This window comes from Jejuia pallidilutea (genome assembly GCF_002973595.1).
GTDB lineage: Bacteria > Bacteroidota > Bacteroidia > Flavobacteriales > Flavobacteriaceae > Jejuia > Jejuia pallidilutea.
Genome location: NZ_PVEO01000003.1, coordinates 170,868 through 189,215, shown reverse-complemented (window position 1 = coordinate 189,215; position 18,348 = coordinate 170,868). Strand labels below are relative to the sequence as shown.

The window sequence follows — 18,348 nt, the reverse complement described above, 5'->3', positions numbered from 1 at the left end:
TTTAAAACCTGTGAGGTCTAATATTATATATGGCAGTAAAAATCACATCGGTAGCAAAACAATTACCGCAATATACACGAGAAACCAAAGATATTCTGCCTTTTGTAGAATTATGGTTGAAAGGGCAAGACGAACGTTTTAAACGAAAAGTGCTTAAAATTTTTGAAAATGCTGCGGTAGATAGACGTTACTCTATAATGAATCCCGAGGAGGTATTTCTCAATACGTCTTTTGAAGAAAAAAATGATATTTATATACGCGAAAGTATAAAACTTGCAGAAAAAAGCTTAGTAAAAGCTTTAGATAAAGCAGGTTTACAACCTACAGATATAGATTATATTATCACCGTAAGTTGCACGGGAATTATGATTCCTTCGTTAGATGCGTATTTAATAAATAGCCTAAAAATGAAGCAGGATATTGTACGATTGCCCGTAACAGAAATGGGTTGTGCTGCCGGTGTTTCAGGAATTATTTATGCGAAGAATTTTTTAAAAGCTAACCCCAACAAACGTGCCGCTGTTATTGCTGTAGAGTCGCCAACGGCAACCTTTCAGTTAGAAGATTTTTCTATGGTAAACATTGTAAGTGCAGCCATTTTTGGTGATGGTTGTGCCAGTGTTATTCTATCGTCTTATAAAGATGAAGTAGGTCCTGAAATTAAAGATGAAGCCATGTACCATTTTTACGATGCCAACCATATGATGGGGTTCAAATTACGAAATACAGGCTTGCAAATGGTACTAGACCAAACAGTGCCGCAAACTATTGCAGATCATTTCCCCAACATTATCCATCCGTTTTTAGAAGAAAACAACCTAACCATTGATGATGTAGATCACTTAGTATTTCACCCAGGCGGAAAAAAAATAGTGCAAACCGTTGAAGATTTGTTTGGTGTTTTAGGTAAAAATATAGATGATACCAAAGAGGTTTTGAGATTATACGGCAACATGAGTAGTGCTACTGTATTATATGTTTTAGAACGGTTTATGGAAAGAGACATACCAAAAGGCGATAAAGGTATTATGCTAAGTTTTGGCCCAGGATTTTCCGCCCAACGTGTGTTGTTGGAGTGGTAACAAATTTAGGTATGCTAAACTTAATTCAGTATCTTGATAATTAGATAGACTCCAGAGATTTACAAAACTTGTGAGGTCTTAGACATAAGATGTTTATATTATATAAAATGAAAGAATTTCAAAATAAAAACCAATGGGCCTTAATTTTGGGAGGCAGTAGCGGTCTTGGTTTAGCTACAGCAAAAAAGCTAGCAACACATGGGTTAAATATATGTATTGTACACCGAAATCCGCGTATGCAAGACACCGAAATTCAAGAAGCGTTTAACACTATAAAACAAGAAAATATTCAGTTTAAAGCGTTTAACACAGATGCTTTTAAACCTGAAAAGCGTGATGTAGTAATTGAAACCTTAAAAGCAGAATTAGGAACTCAAGGAAAAATTAAAACGCTGGTACATAGTGTCGCTAAAGGAAATTTAAAGCCTATGATTTCTGAAGACACACCAGTTTTAAAACATGATGATTTTGCTTTAACTATAAACGCCATGGGCATTAGTTTATACGATTGGACAAAAGCTGTTTTCGAAGCTACATTATTTGCCGATGATGCGCGAATTATAAGTTTTACAAGTGAAGGCAATACCAAAGCATGGCAAAATTATGCGGCGGTTTCTGCGGCAAAAGTTACCCTAGAAGCCATAACTAGAAACATAGCTTTAGAGTTTGCACCTTTTGGCATAAAAGCTAATTGCATTCAAGCAGGAGTTACAGATACAGCATCCTTACGGATGATTCCAGGTAGCGAAAACATCATTAAACACAGTTTAATTAGAAATCCGAATAAACGTTTAACGCTTCCTGAAGATGTAGCAAATGTGGTGTATTTATTAAGTAAAGATGAAGCTTTTTGGATTACGGGAACCATTATTCCTGTGGATGGCGGGGAACATTTGAGTTAAAAATACGTTTTGATAAGACCTCACAGGTTTTTGAAACCTGTGAGGTCTAAATTTTATTAGAAATGAAATACGAAGTACTCTTACCCGATTCATATTTTCATATTTACAATTGTGGAAATAATAAAGAAAATATTTTTATTCAAGAAAAAAACTATGCTTATTTTCTAACTTTGATGGATAAACATATTAGTAGTGTCTGTTTTATTCTAGCATATTGCTTATTAAAAAATCACTTTCACTTATTAATTAAGACTAAGGAAAATATAGAAGCAAAAAAAATATCCCAATCCTTTTCAAACCTATTTAACGCCTATTCAAAATCTATAAATAAAGCTTATAACAGAACAGGGAGTTTATTTAAAGATAGATTTTCAAGGATTAAAATTGAAAACGAAACATATCTTAAAAATATTATAGTTTATATTCATACAAACCCAGTACATCATGGGTTTATAAAAGGTTTTGAAACGTATAAACATTCTTCTTATAAAGCTATGTTGTCTAACAAGGAAACAAAATTATTGCGCGACTATGTTTTGAGATTGTTTGAAGATAAAGCCAATTTTATATATACACATCAATTTAAACAAACAGTCATTAATAACTTAATAACACTAGAATAAATTTAAGACCTCACAGGTTTTTGAAACCTGTGAGGTCTACTTAACTTATGAATAAAAAACAAATCATAGCACTTTTACCTTATCAACAACCATTTTTATTTGTGGATGGTATTGATGAAATTTCAGAACATGGAATTACTGGACACTACACCTTCAAAAAAAACGAATCGTTTTATAAAGGTCATTTTAAAAATAATCCCATAACACCAGGAGTTATTTTAACCGAATGTATGGCACAAATAGGTTTGGTATGCTTGGGTATTTATTTACTCAAAGACGAATTGAACCAAACTACAAATCCGAAAATTGCATTAACATCGCATCAAATGGATTTTTATTTGCCTGTTTTGCCTGAAGAAAAAGTAACGGTAATTTCAGAAAAACAAGTTTTTCGGTTTCATAAATTAAAATGTAAAGTGAAGCTGCTAAACTCAAAAGGCGAATTGGTAGCAAGAGGAGACATAGCAGGAATGCTAATGATAAAATAACATATAAAATTTTCAAAAAGAGAATTGGTGGTTAAAGGATTAATTTTAGGAATGTTAAAAGCATGAAAAACAGAGTAGTTATTACGGGATTAGGTGTAGTTGCACCAAATGGTGTTGGTGTTGCAAAATTCACCGAAGCGTTAAAAAACGGAACATCAGGCATTACATTCCATCAACAACTAAAAGATTTAAATTTTTCTTGTCAGATAGGTGGAATTCCTAATATTTCAGAAGCATTACAATCAAAATATTTCACTGATTTGCAGTTGCGAGGATTTAATAGTTCGGGCATTTTATACGGTTGCATTGCAGGAATTGATGCTTGGAAAGATGCTGGTTTCAATATTAATGCCGAAAGTGAGTTGGATGCAGATACAGGGCTTATTTTTGGAACAGGAACTTCTGGTGTTGAAAAATTTAGAGAAGCCATTTACAAATTAGATGAAGGCAATGTGCGCCGATTAGGAAGTACTGTGGTATTGCAAACCATGACCAGTGGCGTAAGTGCCTATTTAAGCGGTATGTTGGGTTTAGGCAACCAAGTTACTACAAATTCTTCGGCATGTAGTACAGGAACCGAAGCACTACTTATGGGTTTAGAACGTATACAACATGGTAAAGCAAAACGCATGTTGGTTGGCAGTTGTAGCGACCACGGCCCTTATGTTTGGGGCGGTTTTGATGCTATGCGTGTAATGACTTACAAACACAACGACAGTCCAAAAGAAGGGTCTCGCCCTATGAGTGCCACAGCTAGTGGCTTTGTACCAGGAAGTGGCGCAGGCGCATTGGTTTTAGAATCTTTAGATAGTGCTTTAAAACGCGGTGCTACAATTTATGCTGAGGTTTTGGGTGGCGCGGTAAATTCTGGCGGACAACGTCAAGGTGGTACGCTAACAGCACCAAACCCTACTGCTGTGCAACATTGTATTGTTAAGGCCATGGAAAACTCTGGAGTTGTTGCACATGATATTGATGTAATTAATGGTCATTTAACAGCAACATCAAAAGACGGGTTAGAAGTAGAAAACTGGACGAAAGCCCTACATAGAAAAGGTAATGAATTCCCTTATATAAACTCAACAAAGTCGTTAGTTGGCCATTGTTTGGCCGCAGCAGGCGCTATAGAATGTGTGGCGAGCGTTATTCAACTTAAAAAACAATTTATAGCACCTAATATTAATTGTGAGGACATACTCCCAGAAATTGCAGCTTTAGTGCATTTCGAAAAAATTCCGCAGCAAAAAATAGAAACAACATTCAATACTATTATTAAAGCCAGTTTTGGTTTTGGTGATGTTAATGCTTGTGTTGTGTTTAAAAAGTTTACACTTTAAACCTATTAAATAGATTTATTAGACCTCATAGGTTTTTTAAAACCTGTAAGGTCTTTTTTATGATGTGTTTCGTAACTTAGCATAAGAAAAATTACTATGGAGAATAACGAATTAATAAGCAAGCTAAAAGCGATAATTAAGCCTTACATTCAAGATGAAGACGCTTTTAAAAATCTTTCAGAAGACACCGATTTTGTGAAAGATTTAAAAATAAACTCTGCAAACTTGGTAGATATTATTCTTGATATTGAAGATGAATTCGATATCCGTCTAGAAAATGAGGACATGGAAAAAATGCTAGATGTAAAATCCGCAATGGCTATTGTAAATACCAAACTAGCAGGGTAATGGTTGGTAACGATATTGTTGATATTAACGAAGCCAAAAGCGCATCTAACTGGCAACGTCCACGATTTTTAGAAAAGCTATTCACAACCAAAGAGCAGTTTACGATTCGTAATGCTGAAACCCCTTTTTTGATGGTTTGGCAATTATGGAGCATGAAGGAAGCTGCCTATAAATTGTACACGCAGCAACATCCAAGTAGGTTTTACAATCCTAAAGGGTTTGAATGTAGTACTGAAGGCGCTATTAGTATGGTAAGGTTTAAAACATTTACATGTTATGTTGCCACCCAAATAACGCCTTATTACATTATTTCTGAAGCACGGTTGGATGTGCAACCCATCACTTCAAAAGTCATCAAATTTAAAAATACTACCGCTAAAGCGCAGAGTAAAACTATTAGAAATACCGTTTTAAAAGCAGCAGCAAATGTGTTTGGTGTTTCCAAAACACACCTTAAAATTTCAACCTCAAGACACGGTGTTCCAAGCATTCATGTAAAATCTAAAGTACAGCCCTTAAGTTTAACCCACCACGGCAATTACGGGGCTTACGCCTTTTGTTAGTTATGAATAAACTAAAACATAGTATACAATTCATTATAAAATTCAGAATTGTAATTATTGTAATGTTTACGGTGTTAATGGCACTTGCAGGTCACCAAACCCTTAATAAACTTAGTGTAGATAACTCGCTGTCTATATGGTTTTTAGAAGACGATCCCAGTTATAAAGCGTATATTGAGTTTCAGGAAAAATTTGGATCAGATGAGATTTTTATTGCTATGCTACCTGTTAAAAATGCCATTGGAGAAAACGATGTAAACGCTCTAAAACAATTACACCAAGACATTGAAACATTGCCTTATGTAAAAACTACATTCAGCTTAGCAAAGGCTAAATATCCTATTTATGCGAATGATAAGATAATTTTTGATGATTTGTATAACCCAAAACGCAGCGAAAAAGGGCTAAAAAGCCTATTTTCAAAACTACCAAATATTGCATCGCAATTGGTAACAAAAGACTACAAGCATCAGTTTTTCTACATCCAAATGAAACCTACGCCAACTATTGAGGAAAAGCGACAAGATATTGCAGTAGAAATTAGAACTATTATTGATAAATCTTACTCAAATTATTACCTCACAGGACCACCTGTGCTTAACGAAGCTTACAGCAAAGGTATTTACAAGGAGAGTTTAACCTTTGGTATACTAACGGTTTTAGTTATTACCATTCTGCTTTTATTTTTATTACCAAGTAAGCGGTATTTATTAATTGCCTTGCTTTCTGTAGCAGTTCCTATTAGTTTACTATTTGGTATAATTACCTCTTTTGGTTTTGCGTTGAACATGATTTCTATGCTAATACCTACAATTCTTATGGTGTATAGCGTTAGTGATGCCGTACATATTATAAATATTTACCATAAAGAAGGTATTGCAAACACATCGCTTTCTAAAGTTAATTTAATTACTATTGCTATTCGTAGAAGCTTAACACCTTGCTTTTACACTACCGTAACCACTTTTGTTGGTTATTTTGCCTTGTATATATCGCCACTTCCTGCATTTAAGAATATGGGTGTTTTTACCTGTATAGGCTTGGTATTAAGCTTTATTTTGGTATATGTTATTACCATTATTGGTTTTAGTTTTATGAGCTTAAATTTTAAAAGCTCCAAACCCATTTTAAAGCTCCATTTTATTTCGCAAACCAAATTTATTGAGTGGTTAAACACGTTTACATCTGCATATAAAACGTCCTTAATTACGGTGTTTACACTAGTGTTACTTTTTGGACTGTATTCTATTTTTCAAGTGGATATTGATACCAATTCTCGAGATTTATTAGCAGAAGGTGAAGCTAAAAACGACCTGAGAACCGTGGAAGTAGAACTGGGCGGTAGCAATAGGTTACAGCTTAACGTTTCAACCAACAATGGTACTGCTATTTTAAATAAGGAAGCGTTGGAAAAGTTAGAAGTGTTTCATAACAAATTACAGGAAAACCCGTTGATATCTTCACCCGTTTCGGTGGTTACCATCAAATCTTTTTTAGAAAAACGGTCACCTGTTTTATTTCCATCTAATATTTCTGAAGGAAAATTGAAAAATACCTTAGCAGAAGTTGATGTTGCCGAAAACAGCTTTTTTAAGTTGTTTTCTGAAGATTTATCTAGTGCTGGATTTACGCTAACCTTAATGGAAATGCGAACCTCTGAGTTAGAACAGGTGTTGCACGATATAAAAACAGCTTTTGAAGATACTTTTGATACAAATCTTTTTAATTTGAAGATAAATGGCTTTGCAGTGGTATTTTCACAGCTAAATAATTTTATTCTCGAAACACAGTTTAAATCATTTTTTGCAGCATTTTTCGTGGCGTTTCTATGCTTGTGGTTTTTCATAAAAAGTTTAAGAACTACAATTTTGGTATTAATTCCCAATATACTGCCGCTCGCCATTTTAGCAATTTTTATGAATGTGTTACATATTCCCTTAGATGTTACTACAGCTATGATTACACCCATAATGTTAGGAATTGCTATGGATGATACCATTCACTTAGTACATAAATACCGAAAGCGTAAGGGGGAACATGGTACTCCAGAAGAACGTATGGACAACGCAATGCATTACACAGGCGGTGCACTATTATCTACAACCATTGCTTTGGTTGGTGGGTTTTTAATTATTGCTTCTAGCTCAACACCTTCGGTGAGGGATTTTGGTGCCTTATGTGCCATAACCGTTGGTATTGCTTTAATTACAGATATTTTTTATTTGCCAGCGTTGTTAAAGAGGTTTGATAAATAACTAAAGCAATTCTTTTAATCTTTTGCCATTATGCGCTGCTTTAGCTAGCCCTTAAAACTCCAATATAAAATAGCTATAGGAACTATTAATACGCCTAATATTATATTGATAATAATTTGGCAGATATGTTGGAAGAATAAATGTCAATTTACTTAAAACCCACAACTACTGAAACAATAGTAGTAACCGAAACAATTGTGTTTTCGTGTTTTAAGACGGCGAGAAATTAAGTTAAGCTCTTTTGTTGTATGTATACGATAAGATGCCATTAGCTAAAAGCTATAAAAACAATTTCGCCACTTTCTATTTTTTCATTATGATGAATAAACAAGTGTTTATTGTTACAATTAACTTCAATTAACCAATTGGCACCGTTAAAATAGGTATTTTTTACAATACCTTTTAAATTGGTTTTTTTCAATACAATTTTTAGTTGATGTGCATAATAAATGGTATTGTTAAGCACATTAAATTCCCCAAAAAAGGCTGCAATGAGTGGAGATTCAGGATTTTCAAAAAGTTCTTTTGGTTGCGCATTTGCAACAATAGTATTATCATGTAATACAATCATGCGGTCTGCAAACCCAAGCACATCTTCTTTATCGTGGGTAGCCACGATACACGTAATGTTTTTGTCTTTTAGATATTTGAAAACACTACGTCTTAAACTTTGTTTTTTAAAATTATCTATATGACCGAAAGGTTCATCTAACAACAAAATTTCGGGTGCTTTTACTAAGGCTCTTGCAAGTGCAACACGCTGTTTTTGTCCGCCGCTTAATGTCTTTACTTTACGTTTAGCAAATGCTTCAAGTTGTACCACTTTAATTAATTCATCTACGCGTTGTTGAGCTTCCTCTGGAAAAAATCGAGACAAATGTTTCGCTATGTTTTCTTCAACTGTAATAAAAGGCATTAAATCGAATTCTTGGGCGACGTATTTCATAAAATCGTATCCAACAACAAGGTTGTATTTTGGCCCTAAAATTTCGGTGTCTTTCCAAAAAATTTGTCCGTCATTCAAATCATACTCACCATACAATAATTTGAGTAGCGTACTTTTTCCAGAGCCACTTTCCCCTATTATGGCTACATTTTCACCCTGTTTTACTTCAAAAGAAATGTCTTTTAAAACTTTGGTTTTACCATATGAAAAGCTTAGATGTGATATGTTTAGCATAGGCTAAAAAGTAAGACCTACAAGGTTTTTAAAACCTTGCAGGTCTAAATGGGTTATGTATTTAAATTATCCTTTTAATGCCTCATTTGCTTTACTTGGTAAGGTTTCAAAACCCATATTGTAAAGTGTAAAGCCAAAAATATCGGCATACTGCTCAATAGTTTTACTTACAGGCGTTCCTGCGCCATGGCCAGCATCGGTTTCAATGCGTATTAGCGTTGGGTTGTTTCCTGTTTGTTTACTTTGTAATGCTGCCGCAAACTTAAAACTGTGTGCAGGTACAACGCGGTCGTCGTGGTCTCCTGTAGTTACTAAAGTGGCCGGATATTCTACACCTTCTTTCACATTGTGCACAGGCGAATACCCTTTTAAATACTCAAACATATCTTTATTGTCTTCTGCAGTTCCATAATCGTAAGCCCAACCTGCACCTGCGGTAAACGTGTGGTAACGTAACATATCTAAAACACCAACAGCAGGCAGCGCTACTTTAGCTAAATCTGGACGTTGTGTCATTACCGCACCTACCAGTAAACCACCGTTTGAACCTCCTCTAATTGCTAAATAATCTGAAGATGTGTATTTGTTCTCAATTAAATATTCACCAGCGGCAATAAAATCATCAAACACATTTTGCTTTTGCATTTTAGTACCTGCAATATGCCATTTTTTACCATATTCACCACCACCACGAAGGTTAGGAACCGCTAGAATACCACCTTGTTCCATCCAAACAGCATTGGTAATACTGAATGATGGGTTTAAACTAATATTGAATCCGCCATAACCATAAAGAATAGTTGGGTTTTTACCGTTCAATTCAATACCCTTTTTGTGCGTAATTATCATAGGTACTTTTGTACCATCTTTTGAGGTGTAAAATACTTGGTTGCTTTCATAATCTTCGCTATTGAAAGCAATTGATGGCTTCCAATATAATTCTGATGTACCTGTCTCTAAATTTAGTTTATAAATACTGCTTGGGGTGTTGTAATTAGTAAAGGAGTAATAATCTATGTTTTCTTCTTTTTTAGCCCCAAAGCCATTGGCATTACCAACACCGGGAAGTTTAATTTCTCTTACTAATGTTCCGTTGTAATCGTATTGAAATACTTTAGAAATGGCATCAACCATGTATTCTGTTATAAAATATTCGCCACTAGTTGAAGGCGATAGCACATGTTCAGTTTCTGGAATAACATCTTTCCAATTCTCAGGTGTAGGGTTAGACGCATCAACCGATACAATTTTTTTATTAGGTGCGTTTAAATTGGTAACTAAAAACAATGTACTACCTGTATTATCAATAATAGAAGTATCACTATTGGTATGATCTACAATAGTGGTAAACCCGCTGTTAGGTTGCGATAAATCTTTGATGTATAGTTTGTTGCCCGAAGTTGAGATTTTAGGTGAAATCACTAAATACCTGTTATCTTCGGTAACGGTAGCATAAATATACCTATGCTTTTCTTCTGGGGTTCCACCAAAGATGAGTTTGTCGTTTTTTTGTGGAGTTCCTAATTTATGATAATAGACTTTGTGCTGATCTGTTTTAGCAGAAAGTTCACTACCCTTTGGCTTATCATAACTAGAGTAGTAGAAGCCTTCGTTTTTGTACCAAGAAATACCACTAAATTTAATATCAACTAAAGTATCTTCAACTATTTTTTTGCTTTCAGCATCCATAACTAAAATCTTGCGCCAGTCGCTACCACCTTCAGAAATAGAATAAGCGGCAATTTTTCCGTTTTTTGAAAAACTAATATTTCCCAACGATACTGTGCCATCTTCTGAAAACGTGTTTGGATCTAGAAAAACAGATGCTGTACTAGGGGCCTCACTTGTTTTATGGCGATAGATTACATATTGATTTTGCAGACCATCGTTCTTATAAAAATAGGTGTAATCGCCTTCAATAAAAGGTGCGCCTAATTTTTCGTAATTCCATAATTTAGATAAGCGTTCTTTTAAATCTTCCCTAAAAGGTATGTTATCCAAATAATTAAAAGTAGTTTTGTTTTGTGTTTTCACCCAGGCTTCGGTATCGCTGCTTCTATCGTCTTCTAGCCATCTGTAGGGGTCTTTAACCTCAACACCAAAATATGTATCTACGGTATCAACAGTTTTTGTTTTTGGATAATTCACCACAATATTGTTTTTGTCTTGAGTTTCTTTACAACCCATTATTACGATAATAATGAGTGTGGTTAGTATTAGTTTTTTCATAATAGTGCTATTAATTTCATCAAAAATAGCAGATTTATAAATTTTAACCTGTTTATATAATGTTAATGTTTTTGGGCGTTACCCCGCTTTTCGGCGGGGTCGGGCTTTACGTTAAAAGTTTTGCCTCGATGCGTGCCTCGGCAAAAGCTACCACTGCAATCCCTAACGCGAGCCCATCCGCAAAAAACAGTACTTAATGCATTGTATTTAGTATCTTTTCTAACGCAAATATTAGGTAAACATATAAACCAAAAAGGCTTCTAATGAATAGAAGCCTTTTATAACCAAGAAAGGTTATCGTTACACTAAATTATTCTCGATTAAATATTCTGCAATTTGTATGGTGTTTGTAGCGGCACCTTTACGCAGATTATCGGCAACTATCCACATATTTAAGGTGTTGGGTTGTGTTTCATCACGACGGATACGTCCTACAAACACTTCATCTTTATCATGCGCAAAAATTGGCATAGGGTAAGTATTAGTGTCTGTATTATCCTGAACTATTACACCAGGTGTTTCTTGCAATAATTTACGAACATCGGCCAAATCAAAATCATTTTCAAATTCAACATTAACAGATTCTGAATGTCCACCAGCTGTTGGAATTCTTACTGCCGTTGCAGACACAGAAAAAGTACTGTCGTTCATTATTTTTTGTGGCTCTCTGGCCAACTTCATTTCTTCTTTAGTATAGCCATTATCTTCAAACACATCACAATGTGGTAAAGCATTTCTTCCTATGGGATAAGGATACGCCATTTCGCCCTCAATACCAGCAATCTCATTTTCTAACTGGCGCACCGCTTTAACACCGGTACCAGAAACAGACTGGTATGTGGAAACCACTACACGTTTCATTTTATATTTTTTATGAAGTGGATTTAAAGCCATTACTAACTGAATTGTAGAACAGTTAGGGTTTGCAATAATTTTATCGGTTTTAGTTAATTCGCTAGCATTAATTTCTGGTACTACCAATTTTTTAGTAGGATCCATACGCCACGCTGAAGAATTATCTACCACGGTTGTACCAGCCTCGGCAAATTTAGGTGCCCATTCTAAAGATGTGCCTCCACCAGCAGAAAATAAAGCAATGTCTGGTTTCATAGCAACCGCAGTATCTAAACCAACAACGGTATAATCTTTACCTTTATAAGAAATAGTTTTACCCACAGAGCGCTCAGACGCTACAGGAATTAATTCCGTTACAGGAAAATTACGTTCAGCAAGAACTTTTAACATGACTTCGCCCACCATTCCAGTGGCACCAACTACAGCTACTTTCATCTGTTTATTTTATTAGTATTAATTTGTAACATGAAACGTTTTATAATGAATTTTGTGTTGTAATAAACATTTAAAATATAACGTACACGTTGTTTAACGTTTTATAAAAGCGTGCGCAAAACTAAGTATTAATTGTAATTCATGGAACAAAAAAAGCCCTTAGTTCAAGAAAACAAGGGCTTTTTAACAACAAATAACAGGTTGTTATTTAATTAACACTTTGTTATTTTTTTAGCGCATCTCTAATTTCCATTAGTAATTCCTCTTGTGTTGGTCCTGCTGGTGCTTCTGGTGCTGGCTCCTCTTTTTTCTTCATTTTATTTACGCCTTTTACTACCAAGAACATTACGAAAGCCACTATAATAAAGTCAATAACATTCGTTAAAAAAGTACCGTACTCTAAAAATACTTCTCCTACCATTTCTCCTGCATCGTTTAATGTGCCTTCTTTTAATTTATACCTTAATGATTTGAAATCTGAATCGAAAATTAAACCAATTAATGGTGATACAATTCCTCCTGTAAATGATGATACAACTTCTTTAAAAGCAGCACCCATTACAAAACCTACTGCAATGTCTACAAGGTTGCCCTTCATTGCAAATTCTTTGAATTCTTTTAACATATTTTAAAAATTTCTAGTTAGTGAATGGCTAATTTAATTAAAAAAGTAAAAACTTTAACATTTGTTTAGAGAATAGATGCTGTTTTAACTTCAGCACTATAGTCTTTTATTTAAGGTTTTAAAAAAAAAAGAGTTTAGAATTATAGCGTACTGCTTAATTCAATTAATCAAACAATGCTTTTAGCTCTGTAGCGTCATCTGGTTTAATTTTGCCAGCAAGCAGGAGGCTTAATTGTTTCCGTCTCAATGCAGCATCGTAGCGAGATTTTTCAAGTTCGGTTTCAGGAGTTACCTCGGGTATTTTAACAGGGCGCCCTGTTTCATCAACAGCTACAAAGGTGTAAATAGCTTCGTTGGCCTTGGTTCTAGCCCCAGATTCTCGGTCTTCCATCCAAACATCAATATAAATTTCCATGGAGGTTTTAAAAGCGCGAGATACTTTCGCCTCAACAGTAACCACGCTTCCTAAAGGCACAGCCCTATTAAAGGCCACGTGGTTAACCGATGCTGTAACTACTATGCGTCTGCTATGGCGTCTAGCAGCAATACTAGCTGCACGATCCATACGCGCCAACAATTCGCCACCAAATAAGTTGTTTAATGGGTTAGTTTCGCTTGGTAATACCAAATCGGTCATTATAGCTTTAGATTGTTCGGGAGTCTTTGCTTGCATCTTTAAATTTTGAAGTTGCAAAGGTACATATTAAAGCAACAAATAAAATGGGATTTTTATAAACTAATCCAATTTCTGCACCAATAGCCACGCATTTTTGTTATGCGTTTTTTTAATATTTCGTAGTGCTTTAAGCGCTTCAAGTCTACCTTCATAACTCGCATAAGCTACTTGGTGTAAGCCGTAACGGTTTGCGCCAATTTTACGAGCACTAAAGCCTTCAGCTTTTAATTGTGCTACCTTTTTATTGCAGTTGTCTTCTATTCTAAAAGCACCAGCAACTATATGATAATTGCCCGTTTGTTTGGTAACATTTAAAGTAATTGCTGGCAGCGGATTTAAACTAAAAGTAGCTTCTTGTATTTTAGTATCTAACTGTTGTTTTGCATCTTCTTGAGCCAGCATATTGTGCGCTTCAATTTGATCAACGTAATATTTTGATGCCACTACACCACCTAATGTTAAGGCAATTAAGGCTACGGCAGCATATTTTAAATACCCTTTGTTTTTACGCTTTTCTAGAGTAATTGTAATAGGTGCAGTTTCTTCAATAGCTTCAACTGTATCCTTATAAACATCTCGTGTAACAACAGCAGATTCAAATTGAGACAAACCGAAAGCGTCTGTAAGGTAGTTAAGGTTATACGAAGGTTCAAAAACAATTTTACCTTCGGTATTAAAAACAATATCGCCAATATTATTAAACGTAATGGTTTCGCCTTCGGTTAGGTACGATTTTAAGATTTTTACACGTTTTTTTATTTTTTTTACTGCAACTTCAAAAGGTATTTTTTCTACATCAGCAATATAACGTGCCAACAAACCATCATTATTCTGTATTTGCTCGTTAAAGGCAATTACCTTTCTAGGTGGGTTAAACGTATTGTTTTTTTCGTTTATAAAGGCCGATTGTCGTTCAGTTAAAAAAGCACCAAAGTCTGGCACAATCACACATTCGTATCTGTATAGTAGGTCGCTAATAAAGGATTCTAATTGCATGAAGCAAATTTAAAAAAATATGGTTTTTATTGTGTTTTTAGGCTAACTATTTATTAACAATGAACTCGTATAGACTTTTTTGTATTGAAGCGAACAAAAAAGATTATTTTAAAGCCAATTAAAAAAGCTTGTATGAGTTCAATAAAAAAATCCTTTTCTTGCAATAGAAATTAAAATGCTGAAATGACTGATACCGAATTACTCTATACTTTGGCTCTACAACATGTGCCTAATGTTGGCGACATTACGGCAAAACGACTTATTGGCCATTGTGGGTCTGCCGAAGCGGTTTTAAAAGAAACAAAGCAACGCCTACTAAAAATTGATGGTATTGGCGAATTTGTTTTAAGCGAGTTATTCAATACAAACCACTTAAAGGAAGCAGAAAAGGAAATACAATTTATTAAACAAAATGCCATAGGTGTATCTTATTTTAAGGATGAAGCGTACCCCGAGAAGTTAAAGCATTGTGTAGATGGCCCTATTTTATTATTTCAAACGGGTAACATTAATTTAAAACAAAAACACATTATAAGTGTAGTTGGTACTAGAAAAATTACCGCTACAGGCATTGCGTTTTGTGAAAAATTAATTGAAGCTTTAAAGCCATACAATCCTGTAATTGTCTCTGGGTTTGCTTATGGTACCGATATTACTGCTCATAAAAATGCCATTAAGCACAATTTACAAACAGTAGGTTGTTTGGCGCATGGGCTAAATCAAATCTATCCGAAAGTACACAAAAAATATATGGTTGATGTTGAAAAGAACGGTGGATTTTTATCAGATTTTTGGAGTACTGATACCTTTGATAGAAACAACTTTTTAAAGCGAAACCGAATTATTGCAGGATTAAGTGAAGCCACTATAGTAGTAGAGTCTGCCGAAAAAGGCGGTAGTTTGGTTACTGCAGATATTGCACACTCTTACAATCGCGATGTGTTTGCAGTACCAGGACGGACTACAGACCAACTTAGTGCTGGCTGCAACAACCTTATTAAATACCAAAAAGCCCATATGATGACAACGCCTTTGGACGTCCCTTATCTTTTGAATTGGCAACTGGAAGATACTTTAACAGGCTTAGCAGCCAAACCTCCTGTACAAAAGCAATTATTTGTAGAGCTGGATGATACGGAAAAACTGATATATAATTACTTAAAAGCTAACGATAAACAACAGTTGGACGTTATTGCTCTAAATTGTAATATACCTATATTTAAAGTATCTGGTACTTTATTAAATATGGAATTAAAGGGCGTAATTAGGCCTTTACCCGGAAAGTTGTTTGAGGTTATATAAATTCCGGCGCACAAAGAAATCGTGTTTGTATATGGTTTGTTGCGTGGCTTAAGCACTAAAGTTAGCAAATAAAAACCGAATAGAAAATCTGTTAGGATTTTTGTAAGTAGGCTAGAACCAGCAATAAATTTTATGCGTTGTTGTGTGCAGTTTTTTATTTTAGTTGTTTTTTAATATCCATTCTTTGGTGCAAAACTCTAACTATTTCCACAATATCATTTTCCACTTTTCTATAAAAAATCAAATGGGAATTTATTTTAGTCACTCGATAATTCTTTCGAGTTTGTTCCGCTGACTTTCCAGTCATAAAGTTGTCAGCAATAAATTCAATTTCAGTAATTATTAAGTCGTAATATCTGTCAGCTTGTTCTTTAGACCATTTATTGAGCGTATAAATCCAAATTTTATCTAAATCCTCAATCGCTTGTAGACTTATGCGATATTTGTTTTTACTCATAAGTGTTTATGATGTAATTCTTTCAGATGTTTTTTTGGGTCAAAATTTTCAACAAATCCACTATTTTCACCAACTTCGAGAGCTTTAATCAGTTCCCTTTCCTTTTTTTCTTCACGTTCTAACAAGCGTAAAGCAGAACGAATTACTTCGCTAACTGAACCATATCTTCCAGAATTTACTTCTTCTCTTATGAAATCCTCAAAATGATTTCCGAGTGATATTGATGTGTTTTTTCCCATTTTGACTATATTTTACTCAAATATACCAAATCTTGGTAATATAGCCAAAATGCACACAACGTGTTTGTACAAGATTTAGTTGCGGTGGTTTTTAGCTAATTTAGTAAATAATTGCAGACAAAGAAAATCCGCGAGGATTTTCGTAAGTAGGCTAGAAGCAAGCAATTAATTTTGTATGGTGTTAGCCACTGGCTTTTTTCCCTTAATAATCTAATTCAATTCCATATTCACTTGCTTTTGAAGATAAAAACATTATTTTTTCATTATATTTATCTTGCATTCCAAGTTCATAAATTCCATTTATTGCATTGTCAAACATTTTTCCTAAAGCTATATAATAATTTTCGTTCCAATACCCGAAATCTTCAATAATTTCTAAACAACAACTAACGTAATGCAATTCCAATTCCACGTTTAATGCCGTGATTTTCATTTTTCGAACTGTGCGAATTATTTTTCGTGCTTCGGTTTCACGTAATTCCATATTTCTCCCATTAGGATAAATATATTTTTCAATCTGTTTTTTGTATTTTTCTGCAAGCTCTTTAGTTTCCCCAGTTGCGTAAATATCCAAATAGTTTTTTGCGTCGGGTACTTTTTTATATAATTCTGAAATCAGTTTAATAATTTCAGTCTTTTCCATTTTATTTAGTTCTTTCTTTAATTCATTCAGAGCCATTTTTCAGTTCTATTTTCGGGTTTGTACTAGCTTGTTGCCTAACTACTGGATAACATCAGTTTAAAATTATGATATTTCTGTTTTTACAAAACCTAATTAATACCCAACCTTCTCCCTAACTCTAGCTAAAACACCATCAGCTACGTGTTTAGCTTTTTCAGCACCAATGGCTAAGGCTTTATCAATGTCGCCTAAGTTATTCATATAATAATTGTAGCGTTCGCGTGGTTCAGCAAATTTATCTGTAATTAATTCATATAGCGCTTGTTTTGCATGCCCATAGCCGTAGCCACCATTTTCGTAATTGGCTTTCATTTCGGCTATTTGTGTTTCATTGGCCAACAAACTATAAATAGCAAAACAATTACAGGCGTTCCAATCCTTAGAAGCTTCAAGCGGCGTACTATCGGTTTTAATAGACATAATTTGCTTACGCAGTTTTTTGTCCGACTGAAAAATATTAATAATATTATTTCTACTCTTGCTCATTTTTTCACCATCGGTTCCTGGAACAAGCATGGTGTTTTCTTGAATTTTACCTTCTGGTAAAACAAAGGTATCTCCCATTTGTGCATGAAACCTAGAGGCGACATCGCGTGTCATCTCAATATGTTGTAGTTGGTCTTTCCCCACAGGAATAATGTTGGCATCGTACAGCAAAATATCGGCAGCCATAAGCATTGGGTAGGTAAATAAACCAGAATTTACATCTTCTAACCTATCGGCTTTATCCTTAAAACTATGGGCCAAAGTTAAGCGCTGATATGGAAAAAAGCAGCTTAAATACCAAGACAGTTCGGTTACTTGCGGAATATCGCTTTGTCTGTAAAACACGGTTTTTTCAATATCTAAACCAAAGGCTAGCCACGTTGCTGCTGTAGAATAGGTGTTTTCCCTAAGTGTAGCAGCATCTTTTATTTGGGTTAGTGTGTGTAGATTTGCAATAAACAAGTACGAGTCGTTTTTAGGGTCCTCGGCCATTTTTATTGCTGGTATAATAGCGCCTAAAATATTCCCCAAATGCGGTGTTCCTGTGCTTTGTATGCCTGTAAGTATTCTTGCCATTCCATCATTCCC

At 34.7% G+C, this 18,348-nt stretch carries 19 protein-coding genes; 9 read left to right on the top strand and 10 right to left on the bottom strand.

Annotated elements, in window-relative coordinates; genetic code table 11:
- Positions 1 to 29 precede the first annotated feature (29 nt).
- The 8 genes from CLV33_RS06870 (at position 30) to CLV33_RS06835 (ending at position 7,598) form a co-directional block, all read left to right on the top strand.
- On the top strand, positions 30 to 1,082 hold the full coding sequence (locus CLV33_RS06870) for a type III polyketide synthase (RefSeq protein ID WP_105473274.1): 1,053 nt from the start codon (positions 30 to 32) through the stop codon (positions 1,080 to 1,082).
- Positions 1,083 to 1,189: 107 nt separating this feature from the next.
- On the top strand, positions 1,190 to 1,984 hold the full coding sequence (locus tag CLV33_RS06865) for an SDR family oxidoreductase (protein WP_105473422.1): 795 nt from the start codon (positions 1,190 to 1,192) through the stop codon (positions 1,982 to 1,984).
- 62 nt (positions 1,985 to 2,046) lie between these two features.
- Positions 2,047 to 2,607 (top strand): transposase, encoded by a 561-nt coding sequence (locus CLV33_RS06860; RefSeq protein ID WP_105473273.1) that lies wholly within the window; start codon positions 2,047 to 2,049, stop codon positions 2,605 to 2,607.
- 47 nt (positions 2,608 to 2,654) lie between these two features.
- A complete protein-coding gene (locus CLV33_RS06855) occupies positions 2,655 to 3,095 on the top strand; it encodes a 3-hydroxyacyl-ACP dehydratase FabZ family protein (RefSeq protein WP_105473272.1) in 441 nt (146 codons plus the stop codon).
- A 62-nt stretch (positions 3,096 to 3,157) separates the two neighbouring features.
- The gene (locus CLV33_RS06850) at positions 3,158 to 4,432 is read left to right on the top strand and encodes a beta-ketoacyl-[acyl-carrier-protein] synthase family protein (RefSeq protein WP_105473271.1); all 1,275 of its coding nucleotides are present in this window, start codon (positions 3,158 to 3,160) and stop codon (positions 4,430 to 4,432) included.
- A 96-nt stretch (positions 4,433 to 4,528) separates the two neighbouring features.
- The gene (locus CLV33_RS06845) at positions 4,529 to 4,780 is read left to right on the top strand and encodes an acyl carrier protein (RefSeq protein ID WP_105473270.1); all 252 of its coding nucleotides are present in this window, start codon (positions 4,529 to 4,531) and stop codon (positions 4,778 to 4,780) included.
- A complete protein-coding gene (locus CLV33_RS06840; protein WP_105473269.1) occupies positions 4,780 to 5,343 on the top strand; it encodes a 4'-phosphopantetheinyl transferase family protein in 564 nt (187 codons plus the stop codon). The genes CLV33_RS06845 and CLV33_RS06840 overlap by 1 nt, the downstream gene beginning before the upstream one ends.
- Positions 5,344 to 5,345: 2 nt before the next feature.
- The gene (locus CLV33_RS06835; RefSeq protein ID WP_105473268.1) at positions 5,346 to 7,598 is read left to right on the top strand and encodes an efflux RND transporter permease subunit; all 2,253 of its coding nucleotides are present in this window, start codon (positions 5,346 to 5,348) and stop codon (positions 7,596 to 7,598) included.
- A 268-nt stretch (positions 7,599 to 7,866) separates the two neighbouring features.
- Here CLV33_RS06835 and CLV33_RS06830 read toward each other — a convergent pair whose 3' ends face one another.
- The 6 genes from CLV33_RS06830 to CLV33_RS06805 all read right to left on the bottom strand — a co-directional run bounded on the left by CLV33_RS06830 (position 7,867) and on the right by CLV33_RS06805 (position 14,594).
- Complete coding sequence (locus tag CLV33_RS06830) at positions 7,867 to 8,778, bottom strand: ABC transporter ATP-binding protein (protein WP_105473267.1); 912 nt, start codon at positions 8,776 to 8,778, stop codon at positions 7,867 to 7,869.
- Positions 8,779 to 8,844: 66 nt separating this feature from the next.
- Entirely contained in the window at positions 8,845 to 11,007 is a 2,163-nt protein-coding gene (locus tag CLV33_RS06825; protein WP_105473266.1) for a prolyl oligopeptidase family serine peptidase, read from the bottom strand.
- A gap of 300 nt (positions 11,008 to 11,307) precedes the next feature.
- Entirely contained in the window at positions 11,308 to 12,297 is a 990-nt protein-coding gene (locus CLV33_RS06820) for an aspartate-semialdehyde dehydrogenase (RefSeq protein WP_042240424.1), read from the bottom strand.
- A gap of 223 nt (positions 12,298 to 12,520) precedes the next feature.
- Positions 12,521 to 12,922 carry a large-conductance mechanosensitive channel protein MscL gene (gene mscL, locus CLV33_RS06815; RefSeq protein ID WP_105473265.1) on the bottom strand — a complete coding sequence of 134 codons (402 nt, stop codon included), beginning with the start codon at positions 12,920 to 12,922 and terminating at the stop codon, positions 12,521 to 12,523.
- A gap of 163 nt (positions 12,923 to 13,085) precedes the next feature.
- On the bottom strand, positions 13,086 to 13,595 hold the full coding sequence (locus CLV33_RS06810; protein WP_105473264.1) for an acyl-CoA thioesterase: 510 nt from the start codon (positions 13,593 to 13,595) through the stop codon (positions 13,086 to 13,088).
- A gap of 63 nt (positions 13,596 to 13,658) precedes the next feature.
- A complete protein-coding gene (locus CLV33_RS06805) occupies positions 13,659 to 14,594 on the bottom strand; it encodes an HU domain-containing protein (protein ID WP_105473263.1) in 936 nt (311 codons plus the stop codon).
- A gap of 183 nt (positions 14,595 to 14,777) precedes the next feature.
- Between CLV33_RS06805 and dprA the strand changes: the two genes are divergently transcribed.
- Positions 14,778 to 15,896, top strand: a complete 1,119-nt coding sequence (gene dprA / locus CLV33_RS06800; protein WP_105473262.1) for a DNA-processing protein DprA — start codon at positions 14,778 to 14,780, stop codon at positions 15,894 to 15,896.
- Between the two features lie 154 nt (positions 15,897 to 16,050).
- Here the strand turns inward: dprA and CLV33_RS06795 are convergent, their stop codons facing one another.
- The 4 genes from CLV33_RS06795 to trpS form a co-directional block, all read right to left on the bottom strand.
- Positions 16,051 to 16,353, bottom strand: a complete 303-nt coding sequence (locus CLV33_RS06795; protein ID WP_105473261.1) for a type II toxin-antitoxin system RelE/ParE family toxin — start codon at positions 16,351 to 16,353, stop codon at positions 16,051 to 16,053.
- Positions 16,350 to 16,592 carry a type II toxin-antitoxin system ParD family antitoxin gene (locus CLV33_RS06790; protein WP_042240456.1) on the bottom strand — a complete coding sequence of 81 codons (243 nt, stop codon included), beginning with the start codon at positions 16,590 to 16,592 and terminating at the stop codon, positions 16,350 to 16,352. The genes CLV33_RS06795 and CLV33_RS06790 overlap by 4 nt, the downstream gene beginning before the upstream one ends.
- A 202-nt stretch (positions 16,593 to 16,794) precedes the next feature.
- The gene (locus tag CLV33_RS06785) at positions 16,795 to 17,271 is read right to left on the bottom strand and encodes a DUF6155 family protein (protein ID WP_105473260.1); all 477 of its coding nucleotides are present in this window, start codon (positions 17,269 to 17,271) and stop codon (positions 16,795 to 16,797) included.
- Positions 17,272 to 17,367: 96 nt separating this feature from the next.
- On the bottom strand, positions 17,368 to 18,336 hold the full coding sequence (gene trpS / locus CLV33_RS06780; protein WP_042240465.1) for a tryptophan--tRNA ligase: 969 nt from the start codon (positions 18,334 to 18,336) through the stop codon (positions 17,368 to 17,370).
- Positions 18,337 to 18,348: the final 12 nt, after the last annotated feature.

Coding starts and splice junctions, on each gene's coding strand:
- CLV33_RS06820 (WP_042240424.1), bottom strand. CDS start 12,297: ATGAAAGTAGCTGTAGTTGGTGCCACTGGAATGGTGGGCGAAGTCATG.
- CLV33_RS06805 (WP_105473263.1), bottom strand. CDS start 14,594: ATGCAATTAGAATCCTTTATTAGCGACCTACTATACAGATACGAATGT.
- CLV33_RS06845 (WP_105473270.1), top strand. CDS start 4,529: ATGGAGAATAACGAATTAATAAGCAAGCTAAAAGCGATAATTAAGCCT.
- CLV33_RS06835 (WP_105473268.1), top strand. CDS start 5,346: ATGAATAAACTAAAACATAGTATACAATTCATTATAAAATTCAGAATT.
- CLV33_RS06840 (WP_105473269.1), top strand. CDS start 4,780: ATGGTTGGTAACGATATTGTTGATATTAACGAAGCCAAAAGCGCATCT.
- CLV33_RS06860 (WP_105473273.1), top strand. CDS start 2,047: ATGAAATACGAAGTACTCTTACCCGATTCATATTTTCATATTTACAAT.
- CLV33_RS06795 (WP_105473261.1), bottom strand. CDS start 16,353: ATGAGTAAAAACAAATATCGCATAAGTCTACAAGCGATTGAGGATTTA.
- dprA (WP_105473262.1), top strand. CDS start 14,778: ATGACTGATACCGAATTACTCTATACTTTGGCTCTACAACATGTGCCT.
- CLV33_RS06810 (WP_105473264.1), bottom strand. CDS start 13,595: ATGCAAGCAAAGACTCCCGAACAATCTAAAGCTATAATGACCGATTTG.
- CLV33_RS06855 (WP_105473272.1), top strand. CDS start 2,655: ATGAATAAAAAACAAATCATAGCACTTTTACCTTATCAACAACCATTT.
- CLV33_RS06865 (WP_105473422.1), top strand. CDS start 1,190: ATGAAAGAATTTCAAAATAAAAACCAATGGGCCTTAATTTTGGGAGGC.
- trpS (WP_042240465.1), bottom strand. CDS start 18,336: ATGGCAAGAATACTTACAGGCATACAAAGCACAGGAACACCGCATTTG.
- CLV33_RS06830 (WP_105473267.1), bottom strand. CDS start 8,778: ATGCTAAACATATCACATCTAAGCTTTTCATATGGTAAAACCAAAGTT.
- CLV33_RS06870 (WP_105473274.1), top strand. CDS start 30: ATGGCAGTAAAAATCACATCGGTAGCAAAACAATTACCGCAATATACA.
- CLV33_RS06825 (WP_105473266.1), bottom strand. CDS start 11,007: ATGAAAAAACTAATACTAACCACACTCATTATTATCGTAATAATGGGT.
- CLV33_RS06785 (WP_105473260.1), bottom strand. CDS start 17,271: ATGGCTCTGAATGAATTAAAGAAAGAACTAAATAAAATGGAAAAGACT.
- CLV33_RS06850 (WP_105473271.1), top strand. CDS start 3,158: ATGAAAAACAGAGTAGTTATTACGGGATTAGGTGTAGTTGCACCAAAT.
- mscL (WP_105473265.1), bottom strand. CDS start 12,922: ATGTTAAAAGAATTCAAAGAATTTGCAATGAAGGGCAACCTTGTAGAC.
- CLV33_RS06790 (WP_042240456.1), bottom strand. CDS start 16,592: ATGGGAAAAAACACATCAATATCACTCGGAAATCATTTTGAGGATTTC.